At 45.6% G+C, this 22,361-nt stretch carries 25 protein-coding genes; 18 read left to right on the top strand and 7 right to left on the bottom strand.

The features are described from left to right. The gene (locus N179_RS08990; RefSeq protein ID WP_075642716.1) at positions 1 to 447 is read left to right on the top strand and encodes a hypothetical protein; all 447 of its coding nucleotides are present in this window, start codon (positions 1 to 3) and stop codon (positions 445 to 447) included. A gap of 47 nt (positions 448 to 494) precedes the next feature. On the opposite strand, the gene N179_RS08985 is transcribed toward N179_RS08990, so the two are convergent. Continuing rightward, positions 495 to 1,457, bottom strand: a complete 963-nt coding sequence (locus N179_RS08985) for an HNH endonuclease (protein WP_075642715.1) — start codon at positions 1,455 to 1,457, stop codon at positions 495 to 497. 127 nt (positions 1,458 to 1,584) lie between these two features. On the opposite strand from N179_RS08985, the gene N179_RS08980 reads away from it, so the two are divergent. Then, on the top strand, positions 1,585 to 2,439 hold the full coding sequence (locus N179_RS08980) for a P-loop NTPase family protein (protein ID WP_075642714.1): 855 nt from the start codon (positions 1,585 to 1,587) through the stop codon (positions 2,437 to 2,439). A 39-nt stretch (positions 2,440 to 2,478) separates the two neighbouring features. On the opposite strand, the gene N179_RS08975 is transcribed toward N179_RS08980, so the two are convergent. The 4 genes from N179_RS08975 to N179_RS08960 form a co-directional block, all read right to left on the bottom strand. Next, positions 2,479 to 2,946, bottom strand: coding sequence for a hypothetical protein (locus tag N179_RS08975; protein ID WP_075642713.1), 468 nt, complete (start codon positions 2,944 to 2,946; stop codon positions 2,479 to 2,481). Between the two features lie 284 nt (positions 2,947 to 3,230). Then, positions 3,231 to 3,638: a type VII toxin-antitoxin system HepT family RNase toxin gene (hepT, locus tag N179_RS08970; RefSeq protein ID WP_058713429.1), complete on the bottom strand. Its 408-nt coding sequence runs from the start codon at positions 3,636 to 3,638 to the stop codon at positions 3,231 to 3,233. A 1-nt stretch (position 3,639) separates the two neighbouring features. Further along, positions 3,640 to 4,041 (bottom strand): type VII toxin-antitoxin system MntA family adenylyltransferase antitoxin, encoded by a 402-nt coding sequence (mntA, locus tag N179_RS08965; protein WP_035399111.1) that lies wholly within the window; start codon positions 4,039 to 4,041, stop codon positions 3,640 to 3,642. A gap of 91 nt (positions 4,042 to 4,132) precedes the next feature. Continuing rightward, positions 4,133 to 4,561 (bottom strand): VOC family protein, encoded by a 429-nt coding sequence (locus tag N179_RS08960; protein WP_058713427.1) that lies wholly within the window; start codon positions 4,559 to 4,561, stop codon positions 4,133 to 4,135. A 221-nt stretch (positions 4,562 to 4,782) separates the two neighbouring features. On the opposite strand from N179_RS08960, the gene N179_RS08955 reads away from it, so the two are divergent. The 12 genes from N179_RS08955 (at position 4,783) to N179_RS08905 (ending at position 15,996) form a co-directional block, all read left to right on the top strand. After that, the gene (locus tag N179_RS08955; protein WP_075642712.1) at positions 4,783 to 5,796 is read left to right on the top strand and encodes a LacI family DNA-binding transcriptional regulator; all 1,014 of its coding nucleotides are present in this window, start codon (positions 4,783 to 4,785) and stop codon (positions 5,794 to 5,796) included. A 203-nt stretch (positions 5,797 to 5,999) separates the two neighbouring features. Beyond that, positions 6,000 to 7,307: an ABC transporter substrate-binding protein gene (locus N179_RS08950; RefSeq protein WP_023466910.1), complete on the top strand. Its 1,308-nt coding sequence runs from the start codon at positions 6,000 to 6,002 to the stop codon at positions 7,305 to 7,307. A gap of 60 nt (positions 7,308 to 7,367) precedes the next feature. Continuing rightward, positions 7,368 to 8,264 (top strand): carbohydrate ABC transporter permease, encoded by an 897-nt coding sequence (locus N179_RS08945; protein ID WP_023466912.1) that lies wholly within the window; start codon positions 7,368 to 7,370, stop codon positions 8,262 to 8,264. Positions 8,265 to 8,267: 3 nt separating this feature from the next. Then, positions 8,268 to 9,191: a carbohydrate ABC transporter permease gene (locus N179_RS08940; protein ID WP_081637442.1), complete on the top strand. Its 924-nt coding sequence runs from the start codon at positions 8,268 to 8,270 to the stop codon at positions 9,189 to 9,191. 23 nt (positions 9,192 to 9,214) lie between these two features. Then, on the top strand, positions 9,215 to 10,561 hold the full coding sequence (locus N179_RS08935; RefSeq protein WP_075642711.1) for a GH1 family beta-glucosidase: 1,347 nt from the start codon (positions 9,215 to 9,217) through the stop codon (positions 10,559 to 10,561). 61 nt (positions 10,562 to 10,622) lie between these two features. After that, positions 10,623 to 12,980 (top strand): carbohydrate binding domain-containing protein, encoded by a 2,358-nt coding sequence (locus N179_RS08930; protein WP_075642710.1) that lies wholly within the window; start codon positions 10,623 to 10,625, stop codon positions 12,978 to 12,980. A gap of 153 nt (positions 12,981 to 13,133) precedes the next feature. Then, positions 13,134 to 13,607, top strand: coding sequence for a hypothetical protein (locus N179_RS16880; protein WP_143404466.1), 474 nt, complete (start codon positions 13,134 to 13,136; stop codon positions 13,605 to 13,607). An 18-nt stretch (positions 13,608 to 13,625) separates the two neighbouring features. Next, the gene (locus tag N179_RS16945) at positions 13,626 to 13,787 is read left to right on the top strand and encodes a hypothetical protein (RefSeq protein WP_156357227.1); all 162 of its coding nucleotides are present in this window, start codon (positions 13,626 to 13,628) and stop codon (positions 13,785 to 13,787) included. Positions 13,788 to 13,896: 109 nt separating this feature from the next. After that, positions 13,897 to 14,415: an RNA polymerase sigma factor gene (locus tag N179_RS08920; RefSeq protein ID WP_023466919.1), complete on the top strand. Its 519-nt coding sequence runs from the start codon at positions 13,897 to 13,899 to the stop codon at positions 14,413 to 14,415. Continuing rightward, positions 14,399 to 15,253: an anti-sigma-V factor RsiV gene (gene rsiV / locus N179_RS08915; RefSeq protein WP_075642709.1), complete on the top strand. Its 855-nt coding sequence runs from the start codon at positions 14,399 to 14,401 to the stop codon at positions 15,251 to 15,253. Before N179_RS08920 ends, rsiV begins: the two co-directional genes overlap by 17 nt. 113 nt (positions 15,254 to 15,366) lie before the next feature. Next, the gene (locus N179_RS08910; protein WP_035399100.1) at positions 15,367 to 15,663 is read left to right on the top strand and encodes an excalibur calcium-binding domain-containing protein; all 297 of its coding nucleotides are present in this window, start codon (positions 15,367 to 15,369) and stop codon (positions 15,661 to 15,663) included. Positions 15,664 to 15,816: 153 nt separating this feature from the next. Next, positions 15,817 to 15,996: a hypothetical protein gene (locus tag N179_RS08905; RefSeq protein ID WP_075642708.1), complete on the top strand. Its 180-nt coding sequence runs from the start codon at positions 15,817 to 15,819 to the stop codon at positions 15,994 to 15,996. Between the two features lie 77 nt (positions 15,997 to 16,073). Here the strand turns inward: N179_RS08905 and N179_RS08900 are convergent, their stop codons facing one another. Further along, positions 16,074 to 16,397, bottom strand: coding sequence for a thioredoxin family protein (locus N179_RS08900; protein ID WP_023466923.1), 324 nt, complete (start codon positions 16,395 to 16,397; stop codon positions 16,074 to 16,076). 299 nt (positions 16,398 to 16,696) lie between these two features. On the opposite strand from N179_RS08900, the gene N179_RS08895 reads away from it, so the two are divergent. Beyond that, positions 16,697 to 17,566, top strand: a complete 870-nt coding sequence (locus tag N179_RS08895) for a cation diffusion facilitator family transporter (protein WP_023466924.1) — start codon at positions 16,697 to 16,699, stop codon at positions 17,564 to 17,566. A gap of 46 nt (positions 17,567 to 17,612) precedes the next feature. Here the strand turns inward: N179_RS08895 and N179_RS08890 are convergent, their stop codons facing one another. Next, entirely contained in the window at positions 17,613 to 17,954 is a 342-nt protein-coding gene (locus N179_RS08890) for an ASCH domain-containing protein (protein WP_075642707.1), read from the bottom strand. 156 nt (positions 17,955 to 18,110) lie between these two features. On the opposite strand from N179_RS08890, the gene N179_RS08885 reads away from it, so the two are divergent. The 3 genes from N179_RS08885 to N179_RS08875 are packed head-to-tail and all read left to right on the top strand — an operon-like array spanning position 18,111 to position 22,166. Next, positions 18,111 to 18,596: a MarR family winged helix-turn-helix transcriptional regulator gene (locus tag N179_RS08885; RefSeq protein WP_023466926.1), complete on the top strand. Its 486-nt coding sequence runs from the start codon at positions 18,111 to 18,113 to the stop codon at positions 18,594 to 18,596. Further along, the gene (locus N179_RS08880) at positions 18,589 to 20,313 is read left to right on the top strand and encodes an ABC transporter ATP-binding protein (protein WP_035399082.1); all 1,725 of its coding nucleotides are present in this window, start codon (positions 18,589 to 18,591) and stop codon (positions 20,311 to 20,313) included. The genes N179_RS08885 and N179_RS08880 overlap by 8 nt, the downstream gene beginning before the upstream one ends. Continuing rightward, the gene (locus N179_RS08875) at positions 20,310 to 22,166 is read left to right on the top strand and encodes an ABC transporter ATP-binding protein (protein WP_075642706.1); all 1,857 of its coding nucleotides are present in this window, start codon (positions 20,310 to 20,312) and stop codon (positions 22,164 to 22,166) included. Before N179_RS08880 ends, N179_RS08875 begins: the two co-directional genes overlap by 4 nt. The last annotated feature ends 195 nt before the right edge of the window (positions 22,167 to 22,361 follow it).

Here is a 22,361-nt window from a genome sequence, read left to right as displayed (position 1 = left end):
ATGCGACTATCACGAAGTTTAGAACAACAACATGAATACGATGAGTTACATCGCGAAGGAGAATTTGGATTTTTCAACACGTTTAAAGATATTTTTATGGCTGGATTAATGATTGGACGTGAAACCGGTAAAGTGATTGCGTTTAAAAGGGGTAAAAATGCTGAGTCTTTTAATGAATCTGTTTTTTCAATTGATGACGAATTACTTATTAATTCTATTATTTATGATGAGTTTGGAGAAGTTGAACCTGGGAAAGAAGAGTTACAGAGAATTGAAAACTACGCTGCTGGCGGAGTGTCTCATTTATATGAAACACTCATCAAAAACAGTGGAAGCAATGCAATAGACCGTTACATCGAATTGTTATATGAATTTAAGAATGAAGAATCGTTACAAAACTATAGAGATCGTTTAGTTACAGAAAAGTTATTTAAAGATCATCTCTAAAAGAAGTAAGAACCTACTTATATTTTGTATACCAAAAAAATCAATAATTAGTAGGTTCTATTTGGAGTCCATATTTTAAATCCGTTTTGAATGGCATATTCGTAAGTATATTTCAGCTTATTTTCGGTATAGTTTCTCATATGAATTACAGCATTTAATTGTTCATTTCGATCTATCAAGCTGTACAAAAAATCTTTTTGTGCAATTTTATTATTTTTACTTGTGTTACAAGTGGGACAGGACAATACAAAATTCCAAAGTACATCATTTTGAGTGTAAGACCACGGGATAAAATGATCTACGTGTACTTTTTGTAATGTTTTATGACAATAAAAACAAGTAGTTTGACCATGGAGCAATAGTATATTTTTAAACTCAGCTAAAGAATGTCTTGCTGATACAAATTCGACTTTACTTAATATGTTTTTCATTAAATGACTAGAATTATACTTTTCTAAGAATATAGATAGCTGATAATTTGTAATGTTCATTAAGATACGCTTGTACTTTTCGAAGAAAACTAGATAACTAGGTACAAGTTTAATCCATTCTTCCTTCTTATTAAAAGAATAAATTGTTCCATCAAATGACGAGTAAAATGAACCATAGACATACTTTTTGTAGACGATATTAATAAGTTTAATTAACTCGTTTTGATGAGCTGTAGATAATTTTTCAAAGTTCCAGTTTGAAGGTATACAATGTGTTTCTTGAAAATCTATTAAAATCTTCTCTACAGAACTTTGTCCATTTTTTACATTAACCTGACGCAATCCATGTGTAATGACTAGATTCCAGTAAATTTTTGAAACATGCTTAGATATTTCTAAAAAAGTGATTTTTCCTGTCTCGTCAGTTTCAGCAGTCGACTCTAATAATGCTTTCATCAAAATATGTTTATAGGTAGTTGTATGAGTTGAATGCATTAAGAATTGCTGTGTTAGACGCCATAAATCGCTTTCCGATAAATAACTTTCCTGTGCTTCTGCAATATCTAATTTCCAACCCAATAAAAGCACCTCACAGTATTTTGAAATTCTTTACATCGCAACAATTATATTGTTAATTTACCATACTACAAACTATAAAAATAATTGGATGATGATTTAATACTTTTTTAACTGAAAGAGGGCTTTTATGACCAAAAGATTATTTCTTATCGAAGGACTCCCAGGCTCGGGCAAAACAACAACAGCTGAAGCATTAACTCGTCTATTTCAAAAGGAACAAATCAATACACGCCTTCATATCGAAGGTGATCTCAACCATCCTGCGGATTATGAAAGTGTCGCATACTTAAAGATGGATGAATGGATAGACTTTCAAAGTAAATACGCTTCACTCGATGTCTTACGATTTGCTGAGGTGTTCAATGACTACGTGCTGGTATCATATCGCCAGTGGCAGTCAGAAAAGGATATTCCTGAAGCAGAACTTGCGTTTCTGCAAGCAAGAGATATCTATGAACTACCATTTGAGTTATATCAGTCAATGATCTTTAAAAAGTGGGAAACGTTCGTCGCTCAAGCGTTAACGACGGATATAACATATGTTTTTGAATGCTGCTTCTTGCAAAATCCATTGACGATGGGGCTCATCAAATACGATTTACCGGAAGCGACGTTGCGAGCGTATATTGAACGTATAGCGACGATTATCGCACCGTTACAACCCGTTCTCGTCTATGTTGATCAAACGGATGTAGAAAAAAGCTTTCGTAAAGCATTAAACGAGCGTCCGACAGAATGGGCGGACGGATTCGTATCCTATTACACTGAGCAAGCATATGGTGTAAATCGCTCTTTATCAGGAGTGGAAGGGACGATTACGATTTTACAGGCACGGCAAGAACTGGAGCGTCAGTTGTTAGAAATGCTTCCGTTTAGAGTAGAGAGATTCGGAAATGAAGATTTTTCAGTAGAAGCAAGACAACTCTGGTTAAAGCAGTTGATTCAGTCAACTGTGCGTTCGACTTCTTTAAGCGAGAGCTAACTAAAAGGCGATTCCAAGTCACGGAATCGCCTTTTATCATTATGACAAGTTCTCGATTTTTTCGAGTAAATCATCCTCGTATTTTCGGTCAGAAATAACCTCGACGAGCTGATGAAAAGATAGAGCTGCTTGTTTAAAAGTTTGAATGAAATCTAGTGTATTATAGACAGCTTCTTCTTGATCAATGGTTAATGAAAATCGATTGTTATTTACTTTTTTTAAACACACTTCAATAGGTGTGTTCGGGTAATAGAATATAGCAGATCCATCCTCTAGACAGTTTTTCAAAGCGTCTGCATAGTACTGCCATAGTGGTGCAAGTTCGTCTGAGTGATCGGCTCCTTGTATGATTCCATTCTGGGTAAAAGAAATCGTACCGTCTAGATTTAAAAAGCCATCTTCTAACCAATCCTCTTTTTGCTGAATGTATACTTGAATGCGATCTTGTTCTGTGATGTTCACATGATTCTGTTCGTTCTCTAAATAGATAAAGGTTTGGATATCCATAAAGTACGCTCCTTCTTCAACGCCTATGACATACTTTAAATCATCAACCATTCCTGTAAATTGCTTTGAACCTGTAGAAACATTTGAAAGATCACTCTATTTTGTTTGGCTACATTACAATAGGGAGGTGTGTGAAAATGGAGAATTTTCCACATACATAAGACAATACTAGTTGGAGCCGTTAATTCAGCCAAGTGTGCATTTCACTCTTTAAGCGATAGCTAAACAAAAGGCGATTCCAATTTACGGAATCGCCTTTACTTATAAAAAAGCTTCGTAGCGAATCAATCTTCTAGTTCAATGACAGTTCGAGTGAATGTCAAAAAATCATTAAGATGACGATCTAATATTGCTTGAAGAATGTCTAGATTCAGTGATTGATAGTCATGTACTGCAATGTTACGAAATCCGACCATGTTCATGAGACTAGTAGCCAGTGAAGCGTCGATGAGCTGAGCTTCCTCGAGCAGGTGAAATCCATCACGACTCGATTTAGGTAGACCAAGCTTCCGTGTTCGAACTAGATGCATGGCGATATCGATACTTGCCTCACATGCACGCTGGATGTTCAAAATGATACTATCTTGTTTGGTGTAATCCTTTAAATGACTAGGTTCGTTCTGGTAGACGTCCTGTATTCTTAATAAACAACGTTCAATGGTCGCTATCTTATTTAACAACACATCGTTCATATTAAAAAACACTCCCCTGATCTTTGATTGACTGTACGATTGGAGCCCTCTCCTCAGAAAAGGCAGCATACATGCTATATGCACGCATTTGTTGTCGTGTCAGCTCATTCGGATTTTGACAGTCGATGACTAAACCTTCTGTGAAGATTTGCATCGTCAAAATCGGATCAATCTGTTTTATATCGACGAGATCAACTTCACGACCAGCGAGTCGTGCTAATTGACCGGCCAATAAAAATCGATCGTAGGCGGAGAGGGGGTGGTCACTTAAATAAGCGATATCCAGATCACTATCGTCTGTCATGTTTCCCGTAGCTCCGGAGCCGAATAAGATAATAAAATGAGCATGCACGTGTACGTTAATCGCTTGAACGAGTTGTTGTCGCAACGTCATCGATATCATGTGATTCGCTCCTTCTAACCCTTTTTTTCAAAGTATACCATGGCTTGATAGACTAAAAATAAACTCCTCGAGTTCTCGAGGAGTTTAAAGGTCACACCGACACTTCACTCTCTACATGATTGACTTGCCACTGCACACCAAACGTATCTTCGACGATTCCGTATGCTTCACTCCAGAATGTCTTTTGAATCGGCATGATGACGTTGCCGTCTTTTGCGAGTTGATCAAACGTCTTCTGTAACAGATCGACGTCAGATAAGTGGAGCGCCAAGGTAACGTTCTGACCGATCGTGACCGGATCATACGGCATTGCGTCTGAGAACATTAAGCGGGTACCATGAACGATCAGTTCAGCATGTAGAACAAGTGACTGCATCTCTACTGGGTAGGGCTGACCGTCAGGACCGGGTCCTGGTCCGAACTCCATGATATCCGGTAGTTCTTGACCAAAGACCTGTGCATAAAACGTCAGTGCCTCACGCGTGTTGCCGTTGAAGACAAGATACGGATTAATGGGCATGGGAAAGCTCCTCTCTAAAAAAGGCGAAGTGTGTTTTTTTAAGTATACCAAACATTTGTTCGTATTAAAAGAAAAATCGATTTCTTTTTGTATTGAATCCAGTATAAATGATAACGTTTTCAATTTATCTGATTTTTCATAAAAAAATAGGTTGCAACTTCCAGAGAGACTTCGTATACTAAATTTATCGAAAGCGCTTTCGGTGAAATGGAGTGAGTAGCATGGGAACAATTTATGATTTAGCGAAGATGACCGGTTTTTCAATTACAACGGTCTCAAAAGCCTTAAATAATTATTCGGATGTCAGCGAAAAGACGAAAGCAAAAATCGTCCAAGCAGCAGCCGAGATGGGATACTTACCGAACGCGCACGCCCAGTCGCTCTCGACGAAACGTTCGTGGACGATCGGTGTCATGTTCTCGGAAGCACATGGCGTCGGAATGATGCATCCGTTCTTCAACGCGATCATTGAGAGTTTCCGAAAAGCAACAGAACAACAAGGGTATGACCTCATCTTCGCATCGCGAAACTTACGCAATCGTGATATGAGTTACCTCGAGCATTTCCGACACCGGGCAGTCGACGGCATCGTCGTCATCTGCTCCGATCAGATGGACCAGCACGTCCAGGAGTTGATTCAAAGTACGATTCCGATCGTCGTCGTCGACATGGACAGTGCCGATTGTAGTGTCGTCTACTCGGATAACATCACTGGTGGCACACTCGCCATCAATCATTTGCACGAACTCGGTCATCGGTTGATCGCCCACATTGCGGGGGATACGTCGACAGATGCGGGAAGAGCGCGGATTGAAGGCTATCAGCAAGCGATGGAACAACTTGATTTGCCGATTCCGGACGGATATCTCGTCAACGGTGGATTCTTTTCCGGGGAAGAAGGCAAGCGGGCAATGAACGAATTGCTAGCATTACCTGAACGACCGACAGCGGTCTTCGTTGCCGGGGATGAAATGGCAATCGGTGCGATTGAAGCGATTCATGAAGCCGGGTTACAGATTCCAGAAGACATCTCAGTCGTTGGGTACGATGATATCTATGTCGCGAAATACATTACACCGAAGTTGACGACGGTCCGACAAGATACGGAAACGATTGGTCAACATGCAGCATCAGTCTTGATTGAACAGATCGTCAACAAAAAACGGGTTACGACACGTGATGTCATTCCGGTTAACTTGATGGTTCGTCAATCGACAGGTCCAGTACCTGAATAACACAATGGTTGTTTCGGAATCGCTCTCGCTTGTTGTCAGTGAGGAAAAGCGAGAGCGATTTCGAAATCATTTTTTATCACTTTTTCCGAAAGGGCTTTCGGGAATTTTTTTAAAGCCTTTTCGAAAGCGCTTTCGGTATTTTTGAATAATTAATTGAAACCGCTTACTTACAAGCGGAATACTTAACAAAAGGATGAGATGAGATGAAGAAACAATTAGTTAGCGTGTTAACAGTCGGTGCGTTAACAGCAAGCGTCCTTGCTGGATGTTCAGGTAGCAGCGAAGAAAAGACGAGCGGCGGGAAAGAAGTCTTGAAAATCTGGTCGTTCACGGATGAGTTAAAAGAGCCTATCAAAAAGTTCGAAGAGAAAAACGGAGTCAAAGTCGAATTGACGATCGTGCCAATCGCCGACTACCCGACGAAGTTGAAACCAGCTCTTGAAAGTGGCGTCGGCGCACCGGATATCTTCACAGGTGAGATCGCGTTCTTGAAACAGTGGGTTGATGCCGGCTACTGGGCGAACCTCTCTGAAAAACCATTCAACGCAGGCGAAGTCAAAGATGACTATATTCCGTACGTCTATGACATGGGGAAAGATAAGGACGGCAACGTGCGTGCGCTGTCATGGCAAACGACACCAGGTGGCGTCTACTACAAACGAAGCATCGCGAAAAAAGTTCTCGGTACAGACGATCCAAAAGAAATCGGCGGCATGATGGACTCGATGGACGGCGTCTTCGAAGTCGCTGAAAAAATGAAGAGCAAAGGCTACAAGATGTTCCCGGATGAAGGATCGATTCGTTGGTTCGCACAAGGGAACGACCCACAACCTTGGGTCAACGATAAGCAAGAGCTTGTCTTGACGCAAGACAAGAAAGATTACATGGATTACGCAAAAGAACTCCGGACGAAACAATATACGGCACTCGCACCAGAATGGTCACCATCATGGTTCGCAGGGATGGATAAACCGGTCAAAGTTAAAGAAAACGGTAAAGAGACTGAAACAGAAGTCTTCTCTTACGTCCTCCCGACATGGGGTCTTCACAGTGTCCTCAAAGAAAACGCGAAAAAATCAGCGGGTGACTGGGCGGTCACAAGCGGACCGAGCCCATACTTCTGGGGTGGTACGTGGTTAGGTGTCTACAAAGATTCGAAGAAACAAAAGCTTGCGTATGATTTCGTCAAGATGATGACGCAAGACGAAGCGTTCTTAACAGATTGGGCAAAAGAAACAGGTGACGTGTTAGCGTACAAACCAGTTACTGAAAAAATCAAGACCGACTTCAAAGATGAGTTTCTCGGCGGACAGAACAACTATGAGTTCTTCCTTGATCAAGCAGACAAGATCACACCAGGAATCGTCACGAAGTATGACCAGCAGCTCGATACATTGTATGGTGCATCGGTCATGGAATACGTCCAAGGTAAAAAATCAAAAGACGAAGCACTTGCTGAGTTCTACAAAAAAGTCAAAAACGCGTATCCGGACGTAAAAGTACCGGAATAAGGAGAGTAGGTGGGGCGATCCTCGCCTCACCTCTTCTTGTTTAAGAAAGGGGTTTGACCTGTGAAAAAACTCGATCGCCATGGGTATCTGTTCATCGCACCGTTTTGGATCGTCTTCTTGATCTTCAGCATCTATCCGGTTGCTTTGACTTTCTATTACAGTTTCACGAACTACACGGGCGCTGAAGGCGAACAACTCGTCGGACTCGCGAACTATACGCGGTTACTCGGGGATACGTACTTCATCGAAGCGTTCTTTAACACTCTGAAGATTTGGGGTCTGAACTTCATCCTTCAGATCGGTGGCGCTTTATTGCTCGCTTTGTTGTTCTCGGATCTCCAGTTGAAATTAAAAGGGCTTGCCTTCTTCCGGGCGACGTTCTACTTACCGAACTTGATCACGATCAGCTCGGTCGCCTTATTGTTCGGCATCTTGCTCGACTGGCAGCATGGTTCACTGAACATGATGTTGATGAAAATCGGAATCATCTCGGAGCCGATCAACTGGTTGACGCAACCGGTGACCGCACAAATTTCCGTCTCGCTTATCCTGACATGGATGTGGCTCGGTCACTCGTTCATCGTCGTCATGGCGGGCGTATCCGGGATCTCGAAGGACTACTTCGAAGCAGCCTTGATTGACGGGGCAACACGTTGGCAGATTTTCTCACGCATCACGTTGCCACTCTTAAAACCGATTTTGCTCTACATCATGATCACGTCGTTGATCGGTGGTCTGCAATTGTTCGACCTCCCGATGTTGATTACGGATGGTGTCGGTGCGCCAGATGGTGCCTTGAACACGATGGTGCTCTATCTCTATAACCAAGCTTTCAAATACAACAACTATGGCTACGCCGCTGCTGTCGCATACGGACTGTTTGCCATCACGCTCGTCTTTTCAATCATCGTCTTCAAAGGGATGTTCCGAAAAGAACGTTCGCCGAAAGGAGCCTGACCGATGGAACGAAATGCAGAAGCACGTCGGATCGTGCCACAAACGGAGGAACAACCGGAGCGTTCCGAACGCCCGCTCAAGTTGACGCCACCACCGAAACAAAAGAAAGCCTGGTTCGGCAAAAGTGTCATCTATATTGGTCTCGTCGTCTTAACGATCGCCTGTATCATCCCGTTTTTGATGATGATCATCAACGCAACGCGCTCGAACGAAGAAGTCTTGTCTGGGTTCTCGTTGATTCCCGGGAACTCACTTGCTGAGAACTACGCCGCCCTCAGTTCATACGTCAACATCTGGTCTGGGTTCAAGAACAGCTTGATCATTGCCGTTCTCGTTACCGTCCTATCAGGGTATTTCTCGGCGTTGACAGCATTCGGATTCGCCTTCTATCAGTTCAAAGGGAAGAACGCGATGTTCGTCTTCATGCTCGTCATGATGATGGTTCCGGGTCAACTCGGTTTGATCGGGTTCTATGAACTAAGTAAGAATCTCGGGTTACTTGATAGCTACATCCCATTGATTGTTCCGGCGATCGCGAGTCCGTTCACGGTCTTCTTCGTCCGACAATATGTCCAGACCGTCCTGCACCCGAGTTTGATCGAAGCAGCACGGATGGACGGAGCGAGTGAGTTCCGAATCTTCCATACGATCGCTTTACCGATGATGATGCCGGCGATCGCGACGATGTCGATCTTTACGTTCATCGGTTCATGGAACAACTACATCATGCCGCTCGTCTTACTCTTCTCCCCAGAGAAGTATACGTTACCGGTCTTGATGGGCTTCTTGAAAGGGTCACAAGTCGCAGAGAACTTAGGCTCGCTCTATCTCGGAATCGCGATTTCCGTCGTACCGATCATGATCGCCTTCTTGTTCCTCTCGAAATATATCGTCAGCAGTATCTCGGCAGGTGCCGTTAAAGAATAAGTAGCTTAAAGGAGATTACACATATGAAATTTGCACCAGACTTCGTATTCGGAACGGCGACGTCGTCGTATCAAATCGAAGGTGCCCACAACGAAGGCGGACGCACGCCTTCGATCTGGGATGCTTTCTGTGAGGAGGATGGAAAAGTCTTCGAACAACATAACGGTGATATCGCGTGTGACCACTACCACCGTTATGAAGAAGATATTCAGCACATCAAACGTCTTGGCGTCGACACGTACCGCTTCTCGATTGCCTGGCCACGGATCTTCCCGCAAAAAGGGGTCTACAATCCGGAAGGCATGGCGTTCTATAAGAAACTCGCGACACGTCTACGGGCAGAAGGCATCAAGCCAGCCGTGACGCTGTACCACTGGGATTTACCACTTTGGGCACATGAAGAAGGCGGCTGGATCAACCGGGCATCGGTCGACTGGTTCCTTGACTTCGCCCGAGCATGTTTTGCGGAACTCGACGGGATCGTCGACTCGTGGATCACACATAATGAACCATGGTGTGCTGGGTTCCTCAGCTACCATCTCGGGCAACATGCACCAGGTCATACGGATATGAACGAAGCCGTTCGTGCCGTGCACCACTTGTTGTTATCACACGGAAAGGCAGTCGAGCTGTTGAAGGGTGAGTTCAAATCGGTCACACCGATCGGTATCACGTTGAACTTGGCACCGAAGTATGCGAAGACGGATTCCGTCAACGATCAGCTGGCGATGAACAATGCAGACGGATATGCGAATCGATGGTTCCTCGATCCAGTCTTCAAAGGTCAGTATCCAGTCGACATGATGAACCTGTTCTCGAAATACGTCCATTCGTACGCGTTCATCGAGGAAGGCGACATGGAGACGATCTCCATCCCATGTGACTTCTTCGGGATCAACTTCTACAGTCGTAACCTCGTCGAGTTCAGTGCTGCGAACGATTTCCTGCAGAAGGATGCGTACTCGGATTACGACAAGACAGGTATGGGCTGGGATATCGCCCCGAGCGAATTCAAGGACTTGATTCGTCGTTTGCGTGCCGAGTATACGGATTTACCAATCTACATCACGGAAAACGGTGCGGCATTCGACGATGAATTGGTCGATGGTCGCGTCGCTGACCAGAACCGGATTGATTACGTCGCACAACACCTCCAAGCGGTGTCTGATTTAAACGAAGAAGGGATGAACATCCAAGGCTATTATCTTTGGTCACTGCTCGACAACTTCGAGTGGAGCTTCGGCTATGATAAGCGTTTCGGAATTCTCTACGTCGATTTCGAGACACAGGAACGGATTTGGAAAGACAGCGCCCACTGGTATGCGGGCGTCATCGAGCAACATAAGGCAACGATTCCACAAGAAGCGTGACAAAGGAGGCAAGGTCGAACATTCGTCCTTGCCTCTTTTTGACTAAGAGGAGGAAACAGACATGAAGACATGGGTAGCACTGGCGGTCGGGACCGGTTTATTGCTGAGCGGTCAAGCGGTCGACGCGAAGGCAGACAAAAAAGAGACGAAGTGGAAACTCGTCTGGTCGGATGAGTTTCAGGCAAAACAACTCGACCGGACGAAATGGACGTATGATACGGGGAATTGGATCAAGGATGCGAACGGACAACCGGTCTCACCGGGTTGGGGCAACAATGAAAAACAATACTACACGACGAAGCAAGATAACTCGTTTATTCGCAACGGGAAACTCGTCATCAAGGCGAAGCAGGAAAAGACGACGGATGATCTCGGTACATACGATTACACGTCAGCGAAGCTAAAGACGAAAGGATTATTCAGTAAGACGTACGGTCGTTATGAGATCAAAGCGAAGCTCCCGACCGGAAAAGGGCTTTGGCCTGCGTTCTGGATGTTACCGGAGCAAGATAAATACGGGGCCTGGGCAGCGTCCGGTGAGATTGACGTCATGGAAGCTTGGGGCAGTCAGCCGGACAAGGTCGCTGGAACGATTCACTACGGGGAGAACTGGCCAAACAATAAATATACGGGGAAAGACTATCACTTCCCAGACGGACAGCGGATCGACCAATGGCATACGTACGCAGTCGAATGGGAGCCGGGCGAACTCCGTTGGTACGTTGACGGCAATCTCTATCAAACACAAAACGATTGGTACAGTAAAGGCTTGAACGCAGCAACGAATTATAGTTATCCGGCACCGTTCGACCAAAACTTCTATCTCGTCATGAATCTCGCGGTCGGTGGTTGGTTCGATGGAGAAGTCGATGCGACGACGAAGTTCCCAGCCGAGATGGAAGTCGACTACGTCCGGGTCTATGATTTGAAAAATCGAGCGTACCGTGAACCGGTCGAACCGAGCTACGAAAACGTGACGTTACCGGACGGAGCCAAGCAACCGATCGATGGTAACCTCGTCTACGACACAGCGTTTGAACAACCGGTCACGATGATCACCGGGAATCAGTCGTTTGATCCGCTGTACTGGAACTACGTCACGCTCCCGGACTTCGGTGGCAAAGGAAGTCTTGCGATCATTGAAAAAGAGGGGCAACGGATGGCGGACGTCACGATTGATCAGCCTGGTTCACAGACTTACTCCCATCAATTGATTCAAAACGTATCACTCGCGCAAGGTGGACGTTACCAAGTCAGCTTTGACGCGAGCAGCACAGCAGACCGGAAGATGATGGTCAAAGTCGGCGGTGGAGCAGAGCGTGGGTACACGAAATATTCAAATGAACAGTCGATTGCTCTGACACCAAGCGTCAAACGGCATACGTTCACGTTCGATATGGCGGCAGAGACGGATCTCGCAGCACGTCTTGAGTTCAACCTCGGACTTGAAAAAGCGGGTGTTCAGATCGGGAACGTCCGTGTCGAACAGATTCCGCGCGGCGTCATCGATGAAGATGCAACAAAACCGGCACTACCGGACGGGGATCTCGTCTACAACGGGACGTTCGATCAAGGAGCGATGGACCGTTTGACGTATTGGCACTTCAACGGTAACAAGCGGACGACAGGGGCTGTTAATCCTGAGTCACGTGATTTCCGTTATGAAGGACATGGACAAAAAACGACGGCACGTTTAACGCAAAAGGGACTTCAACTAGAAGCTGGGCATGTGTATCAGCTTCGATTCACAGCAGGTGCGAAAAAAGCGAAATCACTTCAGGTGAAAATCACTGGGGCACAAGAGCAATTGAAGCAGACGACTGTACCGTTGACGAAACAAGCAACGACTGTCGACATTCCGTTCACGGCTACACAAACGGCAGACGACAATCAGCTTGTGTTTGACTTCAGTGGACAAGCCGGGAAAATCTCGCTCGATGATGTGGAGTTGATTGATGTGACACCGGTGCCGGTTGATCCGTCACCACTGAAAAACGGTTCGTTTGCAAACGGATTGACGTCATGGTCGTCATACGTCCACTATGATGCGCAAGCCGCTATCGAAGCTGTCAATGAAGCAGCACGCATAAAGATTGGAGCGGAAGGACAAGAACCATGGAGTGTCTTGCTCGAGCAAGGAAACTTGTCACTCGCGAAAGGCAAAACATATGAATTGAGCTTCACGGCATCGTCGACTGTATCGCGTCCGATCGAAGTGACGATTGAAAATGCTTCGTACACGCGTTACTTCAGTCAAGTCGAGCCAATCACGACAACACCGAAGACGTATAGCTATACCTTTACGATGGAACAAACGGATACAGGTGCGTTGAAGTTCCTGATGGGACGCGCAGAAGGTTCGCCGTTCGCTGTCCATGACGTAACGATTGATGATGTGAATCTCAAAGTGAAGGAATGACTAAGGCAAGGCAATGGACACGTCCATTGCCTTGTTGTGGTTTAAACGACAGAGACGAATAATTTATTGAAATGGAAGAGGAACAAAACCTATCATATGGAATATTAAGTAAAAGAAAAGATAGGTACTTATGCTTTGGGGAGGAAACATATCATGCGTCAAAGGAACATACCATATCGACTGCTCTTTCTGTTAATTTTAATGAGTATGATTGGCATCAATGGTTGGTCCGCTATACTTCATCCCGACGGAACGATAAATGGATGGCAAAGCATTGCTTCAGTCATCTGGTTCGGCTATTTAGTCGGCTCGCTGTTTTACATAAAGGAAGAGAAGATGTATCGATTAATCGCGAGGTATCTTTGGTTCGGTCTGATTTCGACACTGTATATTTATAGTGTCTGGTTGCTCGAAGGAATGTTTTCAGAGACACTTTGGTTTGATCTATTAGCGAGTCTTGAGTTTTTACTGTATTTTATTTTTGTCATTCCATTGTTTGGATTAAATGCTTGGACGAATGTCCTGTTTGGTGAATTTTCGTTATATATGAGTGTCTTATACGGTATCGCGCTCATTTTACTTCAGGTGAAAATGTGGAGTGATACATCACGACATTTGCATTATTAAGTAGAAAAGGTGAGTTGTATGTTGAGTCCCGTAAATGAACGTGAAGAACGGACGGGGAAACGTGAACGCCGAAAACAGCGAAAGGTTGATATTGGATGTATCACGATTGTCGGTATTCCATTACTTTTCATCGTTCCGTTTCTGTTGATTATCCTTATCTTAATGAAGTCTGCTCCATGAAAAGGTGACCTTGTGTCACCTTTTTTTGTTGTGTCGTCAACTTTTTTCTCGACTCGCCCGTCTTAATGATGTATACACAGAACGATATCGAAAAAAGGAGCCGCGGCCTATGACCTCTCGTCAAATGAGAAAACGGGAAAAAGCATTCGTCCGTTTTTTAAAGCAATACAAACCGAATCTCTACTGGTTGACCTACAGTTATATGAAAAATGAACAGGATAGTCTGGATGTGATTCAGGACAGCATCCAAAAAGCGTTGCAATCACTCGATCGACTCGAAGATGAGGAACGGATGAAAGCCTGGTTCTATCAGATTTTGACACGAACAGCGATTGATGCGATCCGGAAGCGTCAGCATAGTATCAGTTACGATACGGATCGACTGATTGAACTCGTCGCGACAAAAGAAGATACATACCCGGATTCCGATTTGCGACAGGCGCTTGAGGAGCTCCCAGTTATGTACCGGGAAGTCGTCATCTTACACTATTTCGAGGACTTGATTTTAAAAGACGTCGCAACGATTTTGGAGCTGAATTTAAGCACGACCAAGTCCAGGCTGTATAAAGGATTGACCTTATTAAAAATGAAATTGAATGGAGATGATCTAGATGTCGAACAAACTTGACGATCTGAAACAAGCTTACCAACAACCACCGGTTCCAAAAGAACTCGATGAGATGATTGCACAAGTCGAGCGCCGGACGCGTCCTTCGCGGACGAAACAATCCGTGTTGATCACAGCCGCCGCGATCACGTTATTCGTTGGTGGATTAAATAGTAATGCGTCGTTTGCGGACGCGATGGCGAAGGTGCCGGTTTTTGGTCAACTGACTGAGATCGTGACGATTGACTGGAAAGAGACGAAGACACAGCAGTCGGCTGATATTAAAGCTCCTCAAGTGACGTTACCGGACAAGGCACTCGAGCAACAATTGAACGAAAAGTATATTGCGGAAGGACAAGCGCTCTACGAAAAGTTTGAGCAGGAGACGAACGGACAGGAAGGGGCATTTGCCGTCGATAGCCGCTATGATGTCAAGACGGATACGGAAGACTTGTTGTCGATCGGTCGAACCGTCACGGAAACACGGGCGAGTGCATCAGAAAGCGTCCAGTACGATACGATCGATAAGAAACAACAGCTCATCCTGACGTTACCATCTTTGTTCAAGGATGACGGATATATCACGACGATCAGTGATTACCTAAAAGAAGAGATGCGTCGGCAAATGAAGACGGATGAAGGGAAAGTCTACTTCGTCGAAGGAACACCAGATGTACCGGAGGACGAGCAGTTCAAGCAGATTTCCGCAAAACAAAACTTTTATATTACGGCAGATCACAAATTAGTCCTGTCGTTTGACGAGTACAGTGTCGCTCCAGGATATATGGGCATCGTCGAATTTAAGATTCCGACGTCAATTTTAAAAGGTGAACTCGTTAGTCCGCATTATATTCGCTGAATTTAAAAAAATGTAACCATTGATATAAATTCTAAAAAATAGCCATTTTTTTTAAATAACCTCTTATAATCAAAAGACGAATCGTTGTTTTTTTGAAAAAAGGAGGAATCCCTATGAAAAAATGGAGTCGGCTTGTACTCGCGGGTGTCGTCAGTCTCGCCTTGATCCATGTTCCAGCAGCTAGTGAAGCGGCAACGAAAGCAAAAGCCTTTAAAAACTGTACGGAAATGCAGAAGACGTACAAAGGCGGCGTTGCGAAAAAAGCGGGGCTAAAAAATCGGACAGGGTATGACAAGAATGGAAAACCGATCTACAAAGCAACAAAGTACAAAGCTTACGTGAGCCTTGCGACGTATAACGTAAACACGAAGAGCGACCGGGACAAAGACGGCATCGCGTGTGAACGTTAAATAAGCAAAAGTAGTCTTTCTCGAGCGGGAGAAAGACTACTTTTTTGTAGATGTTGGTTGTTCCTTTCAATTATGTAATCTTTAGAAAGCATTATGTATGGTAGTGTTGTAGCGACGAAAGACGACAAATACGTGTTGAGTAGGAGGACTATGATGCGAAAACGAGATTATCTAATTTTCTTCATTATATTTTTTATTTTGAACCTTATTAATTTCTTAGGATCACTAGGTATGCAGGATATTTTAGCGATTGTAGTCGTAGCCCTGATCGAAGCAGCGATAGCTGGGACGATTACGAATCTGTTCACCCGTATCTTTTTTAAGAAAAGTTGAGACGGATTGAAGTAGCATCCCAAATCAGATCGATACATAAAAAATAACCTGACGCTGCGGCGTCAGGTTATTTTTGCTTAGTTGAAGTTTTGCTTTAGGAAGGCTGTCACTTCTTCTGGTGTTTTAGCATTTGCACTGTGCAAGTGCGCCAGTTTTTCATTGTTTTTGAAGACGAGCAAGCTTGGGATTCCCATGACATCGTGGTTCGATGCGATTTCAGGGAACTCATCCTTGTCGATCGTGTGGATCGGTAAGTGGTCGAATTGTGACTCGACGTCCGGCATGAAGTAATCCATCCGTTTGCAGTCCGGGCACCAGTCTGCTTCGAACTTGATGATGACCGGTGCGTCACTTGAAATCAATTCCTTGAATGTTTCTTCACTCTTAATGAATTCTGCCATTGTGAGAACTCCTCCTCTTGGTGTTGTACCTTTAGTCTACCGATTCCCTTCAGAACTTGCACGAATTATGTTCGTCAAAGAGTCTGACAAGTCAAAAAAGTTGGTTGCTCTTTAAGATAATGCTACTGATTTTCTTGAAAAGAGCCACATGACTCAATCGAATTTGGTTTGGTATAGGGAAACATTGTTGTATATTTGTTAATTACCTAGTTCGAAACAAAATGATTTCTCTAGACCCACTCGATTTCCGACTGGTACGATGAGGTTTGCTAATCGCAGAGAAAGTGGGGGCGACGAGAATGGAACAACAAAAATACGATAATCTAAAACGCGGCGAACGCGGTGCGATGATCAGTATCGCAGCCTATATCTTGTTATCATCTTTAAAATTAATCATTGGGTATACAGCAGATTCTGCCGCACTCCGGGCGGATGGTTTGAACAACGCGACCGATATCATCGCGTCGATCGCTGTCTTGATCGGCTTACGGATTTCACAACGTCCGGCAGATGACGATCACAAATACGGACACTGGAAAAGTGAAACGATTGCCTCGCTCGTAGCTTCCTTCATCATGATGGCAGTCGGTCTTCAAGTCTTGATCGATACGATCTCGACGTTGTTTGAAGGCAAACAGGAGTCACCGGATATTCTCGCAGCATACGTCGGAATCGGTTCAGCTCTCGTGATGTACTTCGTCTACCGCTACAATAAGAAGTTATCCGAGGAGATTGAAAGCAAAGCCGTCATGGCAGCAGCGAAAGATAATCTATCCGATGCGTGGGTCAGTGTCGGGACGACGATCGGGATCGTCGGATCACAGTTCGGCATGCCATGGCTTGATGTCGTGACCGCGATCATCGTCGGCTTCTTGATCTGTAAGACAGCGTGGGACATCTTTACGGAAGCGTCACACGAACTGACGGATGGCTTCGATGAGAAGAAGCTGAAGATGTATGAAGATGTCATCTTCGATCTCGAGGGTGTCAAAGGGATCAAGTCAATCAAAGGACGCAACTACGGCAACAATGAAGTCGTCGATGTCGTCATCCTTGTCAACTCCACCTTGAATATCCATCAGGCGCACGATATTGCGACACGCGTCGAGGATACGCTGACGGAAGAATATGGTGTCTACGATATCCATGTTCACGTCGAACCGGAATGAATCGAAAAAACGTCTTTTCTACTGTAAGCGTAGAAAAGACGTTTTTTTATGGTTCTAATGCGATCGTCAAAGCCAGTGCCCCGTACTGTTGCTCGGCTTCTGTTGAATAGATCGAGTAAGTCGACGTCACGAGTTCGTCGAGCGACCAACCGACACAGTCGATAGCTTCGTTTGCGATCTGTTCATAAAGCGCTCGGAAATCAGGAAAGACTTGTCGTTTTGTTACACGGACAAGTAATTTCTCGTTCGTTTCCGTATGGGTGAACCGAATCTGATCACCGACGTGTACCTGTTGTCGTTTTGGATCATTTAGTCGGATCTCGACGGTCTTTCGTCCTTGTTCGATTGAACGAAACGGTTCTTCGAATAAGCCCATTTCATGTCTCATCTATGCTCACTCCTTGTCTTCCTTGAGCATAGCAAAACTATGTGATTTTTCACATTGCCTTTTCGTTGACAATCGAAAATAATCAGCGTAATTTAATTCATATAAGTAATTGTTCCTTTTGGAACGATTTGAAATGGAACAAGGAGGCGAAACAAGATGGATCAAACGGAAACGACCCGTTCGACTGCGATGATGCAGTCGTTTTGGAACGTCCAGCGTCATCTCGTCCGGGCAGCACACCAGACGGCACAGGAAAACGGACTCAGTTTACCGCAATTTCATAGCTTGATGACGATTGCACCGCGTGGACCGATCTCGCAAAAAGAGCTCGCTGCACATACGCACTTACCGAAAAGTACCCTCAGTCAGTCGATTGAAGGTCTCGTCCAATCGGGCTGGGTCATTCGGGAGACGAATCCCGACAATCGACGGGAAGTCGTCTTAAAGCTTAGTGATCAAGGTCAGCAATTCGTCACTGACATCAAGGAACAAGAGAAGGGGATGCAACGTCAACTGGAGCAAGTGCTTGCGACGATTGACTCGGACGTATTTGAACAAATGCTTGAAACACACGCAGTGATTGCTGAGGGAATCGGTCAGATTTTACGTCCAGATCTGAAAGGAGGATGTTCGGATGATTAAGTTACTCAAACGGTTGACGGTCTATAAATGGGCGGTCCTTGCTGTGCTCGTCTTGGTTTTTGCGCAGTCGATGTCCGATTTGTATTTACCGACACTGATGGCGGACATCATCGATAAAGGCGTCGTTACCGGCGATACCGCGTATATCTGGAAAATTGGTGCCGTCATGCTCGGGATAACCGGTGTCGGGGCGTTAGCTGCCGTTGCCGCCAGTTATTATTCATCGAAGGCGTCGATGGGACTCGGACGGGATATCCGTCGCCAAGTCTTCAACCATGTTGAACGGTTTTCCCTGCAAGAGTTCGACCAAGTCGGAACGGCGTCATTGATTACACGGACGACGAACGACATCACGCAAGTCCAACAAGTCGTCATCATGATGTTACGGATGGTCGTCAGTGCGCCGATCATGTTCATCGGTGGATTGATCATGGCTGTCTCAAAAGATGCCAAACTATCACTTGTCATCGTCGCGGCGATGCCGGTCCTTGTGATTTCAATCCTGTTGATCCTGTGGAAAGGGGTTCCGTTGTTTGGGAAAGTCCAAAAACGACTCGACCGTCTGAACCTCGTCTTGCGGGAGAACTTGACCGGGATCCGTGTCATCCGTGCTTTTAACCGGGAACGTGATGAGCAGGTTCGGTTAACGAAAGCGAACGCGGATTTAACAGAAGTCTCGATTAAGGTCAATAAAATCATGGCGTTCTTGATGCCGGTCATGATGCTCGTCATGAACTTGACGGTCGTCGGTGTCATTTGGTTCGGGGGCATCCGGATCGATAATGGCGGCATGCAAATCGGGGACTTGATGGCGTTCATCCAGTACGTCATGCAAATCATGTTCGCGCTCGTCATGGCGTCGGTCATGTTCGTCATGATTCCGCGGGCAGCCGTCTCGGCGAAACGGATCAATGAAGTCCTCGAGATGACTCCGACGATGACAGATGAAGGTACACAAACCGCTGACCGTGAAAAAGGAACGCTCGTCTTTGATCGTGTCACGTTCCGTTACCCAGGAGCTGAGACACCTGTCTTATCCGACATCAGCTTTGCGGCACGACCAGGTGAAGTGACGGCTGTGATCGGCGGAACGGGTTCCGGTAAATCAACGCTCGTCAATTTGATTCCTCGTTTTTATGACGTGACGGAAGGGAGCATCCGGGTCAACGGTGTCGATAGCCAGGATGTACCGCAAGAGGAACTGCGGTCGAAAATCGGCTTCGTTCCCCAAAAGGCGTTACTGTTCACGGGGACGATCGCGGAAAACATTCGCTTCGGGAAAGAGGACGCGACAGACGAAGAAGTCGCGCATGCAGCGCAAATCGCACAAGCGACCGATTTCATCGAACGGATGCCGGACGGTTACGAAGCACGGATCGAACAAGGTGGGTCGAACGTCTCCGGTGGGCAAAAACAACGGTTGTCGATTGCGCGAGCCCTCGTTCGTCGACCAGATTTATATGTCTTTGATGACAGTTTTTCAGCGCTCGACTTTAAAACTGATGCGGCACTTCGAAAAGCGTTACGGGAAGAAACACGCGATGCAACCGTCTTGATCGTCGCTCAACGTGTCAGCACCGTCATCGATGCCGATCAAATCATCGTCCTGGATGAAGGGAAAGTCGCTGGAATCGGAACGCACGATGAATTGTTTGCTGACAATGCCGTCTATCAAGAAATCGTTAAATCACAACTATCAGAGGAGGAAATCGCATGAGTGAGAAAAAACGACCTGCCGGCGGTCCTCCGCCTGGTGGTCCCGGTGGCGGAAATATGATGATGCTCGGAGAAAAACCAAAGGATTTCAAAGCAACGTTCCGTCGTCTGCTTCGGTATCTGCGTCCGCGTCGGACGGCACTCGTTGGTGTTTTCCTTGCAGCCATCCTCAGTACGGTCTTCATGATTTCCGGTCCGAAAATCATGGGAACGGCAATCACGGAATTGTTTGAAGGGGCATATGCGAAGTTCCAAGGTGTACCGGGAGCAGCGATCGATTTCACGAAAATCGGACAAATCCTGCTCTGGCTGGCTGGACTGTATATCATCAGTAGTCTGTTCAATTACTTGCAACAGTATTTGATGTCAGGTATCGCTCAAAAAACAGTCTACGATTTACGCGAAGACGTCAATCATAAACTCGAACGCCTGCCATTGAAATATTACGATGGTCGTCCGAACGGGGAGACACTCAGCCGCGTGACGAATGATATTGATACGATCGGGAGTACGTTACAACAAAGTGTGACATCGTTCATCACCTCAATTGTGACAATCGTCGGAATTCTGATCATGATGTTGACGATTAGTCCGATTCTGACATTGATTTCACTTGTCTCATTACCGGTCTCGATTTTTGCGATCCGTCCGATTTTGAAACGGTCCCAAAAATACTTTGCCGATCAACAACGGACGCTTGGACAATTGAACGGACACGTCGAAGAGATGTATACCGGACACTCGGTCGTCAAGGCGTTCGGACATGAACGCAAAGCGGTCGAGCAGTTTGATGCCGTCAACGAAGAGTTGTATGAAGCAGGACGTAAAGCACAGTTCATCTCCGGGATCATCATGCCAATGATGATGTTCATCGGGAATATCAGTTACGTCTTGATCAGTATCGTCGGCGGGATTCTCGTCACGCAACGGGCGATCTCGATCGGGGATATTCAAGCGTTCATCACCTATACACGCCAGTTCACGCAACCGATCACACAGACGGCGAACATCGCGAACATTGTCCAATCGACGGTCGCAGCAGCGGAACGTGTCTTCGAATTACTGGACGAAGAAGAAGAAATCAAGGAAGTGACGACACACCGTCTTACGCAGGCTGAAGGGGCGGTCGCGTTTGAACACGTTGATTTTGGTTACGGAACCGATCTCTTGATCGAGGACATGAACATCGATGTCTCACCGGGACAAACCGTCGCAATCGTTGGACCGACGGGTGCCGGTAAGACGACGATGATCAATCTATTGATGCGCTTTTATGAGTTGAACGGGGGGACGATTCGGATTGACGGCATCGATACCCGCGAGATGTCACGCGAAGACTTACGGACGACGTTCGGGATGGTCTTACAAGATACGTGGCTCTTCAACGGTACGATCCGGGATAATCTTGCTTACGGTAAGAGTGGAGCGACCGAGGAGGAAATCATCGCCGCAGCCAAAACGGCGCACGCTGATCACTTCATCCGGACGTTGCCGGACGGGTATGATACGGTCTTGAACGAGGAAGCCTCGAACATCTCGCAAGGTCAAAAACAGTTGTTGACGATTGCTCGGGCCGTTCTTGCTGATCCTCCGATCATGATTCTCGATGAAGCGACATCTAGTGTGGATACACGGACAGAGGTCTTCATCCAGCAAGCAATGCGTCGCTTGATGGAGGGACGGACAAGCTTCGTCATTGCCCATCGTCTCTCGACGATCAAGGATGCCGATTTGATTCTCGTCATGAATCAAGGAAGTGTCATCGAACAGGGCACACATGAAGAATTACTCGAGGCAGATGGTTTTTATGCGGATCTGTACAACAGTCAATTCTCTGAAAAAGAAGTCGTTTGATATAAGGCAGTGTCGTCATTTAGACGATACTGCTTTTTTACGAAATGATTATTGTAGCAGTGTATCCTCACATATAGCAAACATCCCATTTTTTGTATTGAAAACAAAAAACGCCACATTCTGGTACGGACACGGGTTTAATAAATCCTTTAGCTGGGGAAATTAAAGAAGTGTCAGAAATATATAATTTTATTT

It is taken from the genome of Exiguobacterium indicum HHS 31 (assembly GCF_001939065.1).
GTDB lineage: Bacteria > Bacillota > Bacilli > Exiguobacteriales > Exiguobacteriaceae > Exiguobacterium_A > Exiguobacterium_A indicum.
Note: the sequence above shows the minus strand (reverse complement) of the source record. Positions and strands in the feature narration are given on the sequence as shown.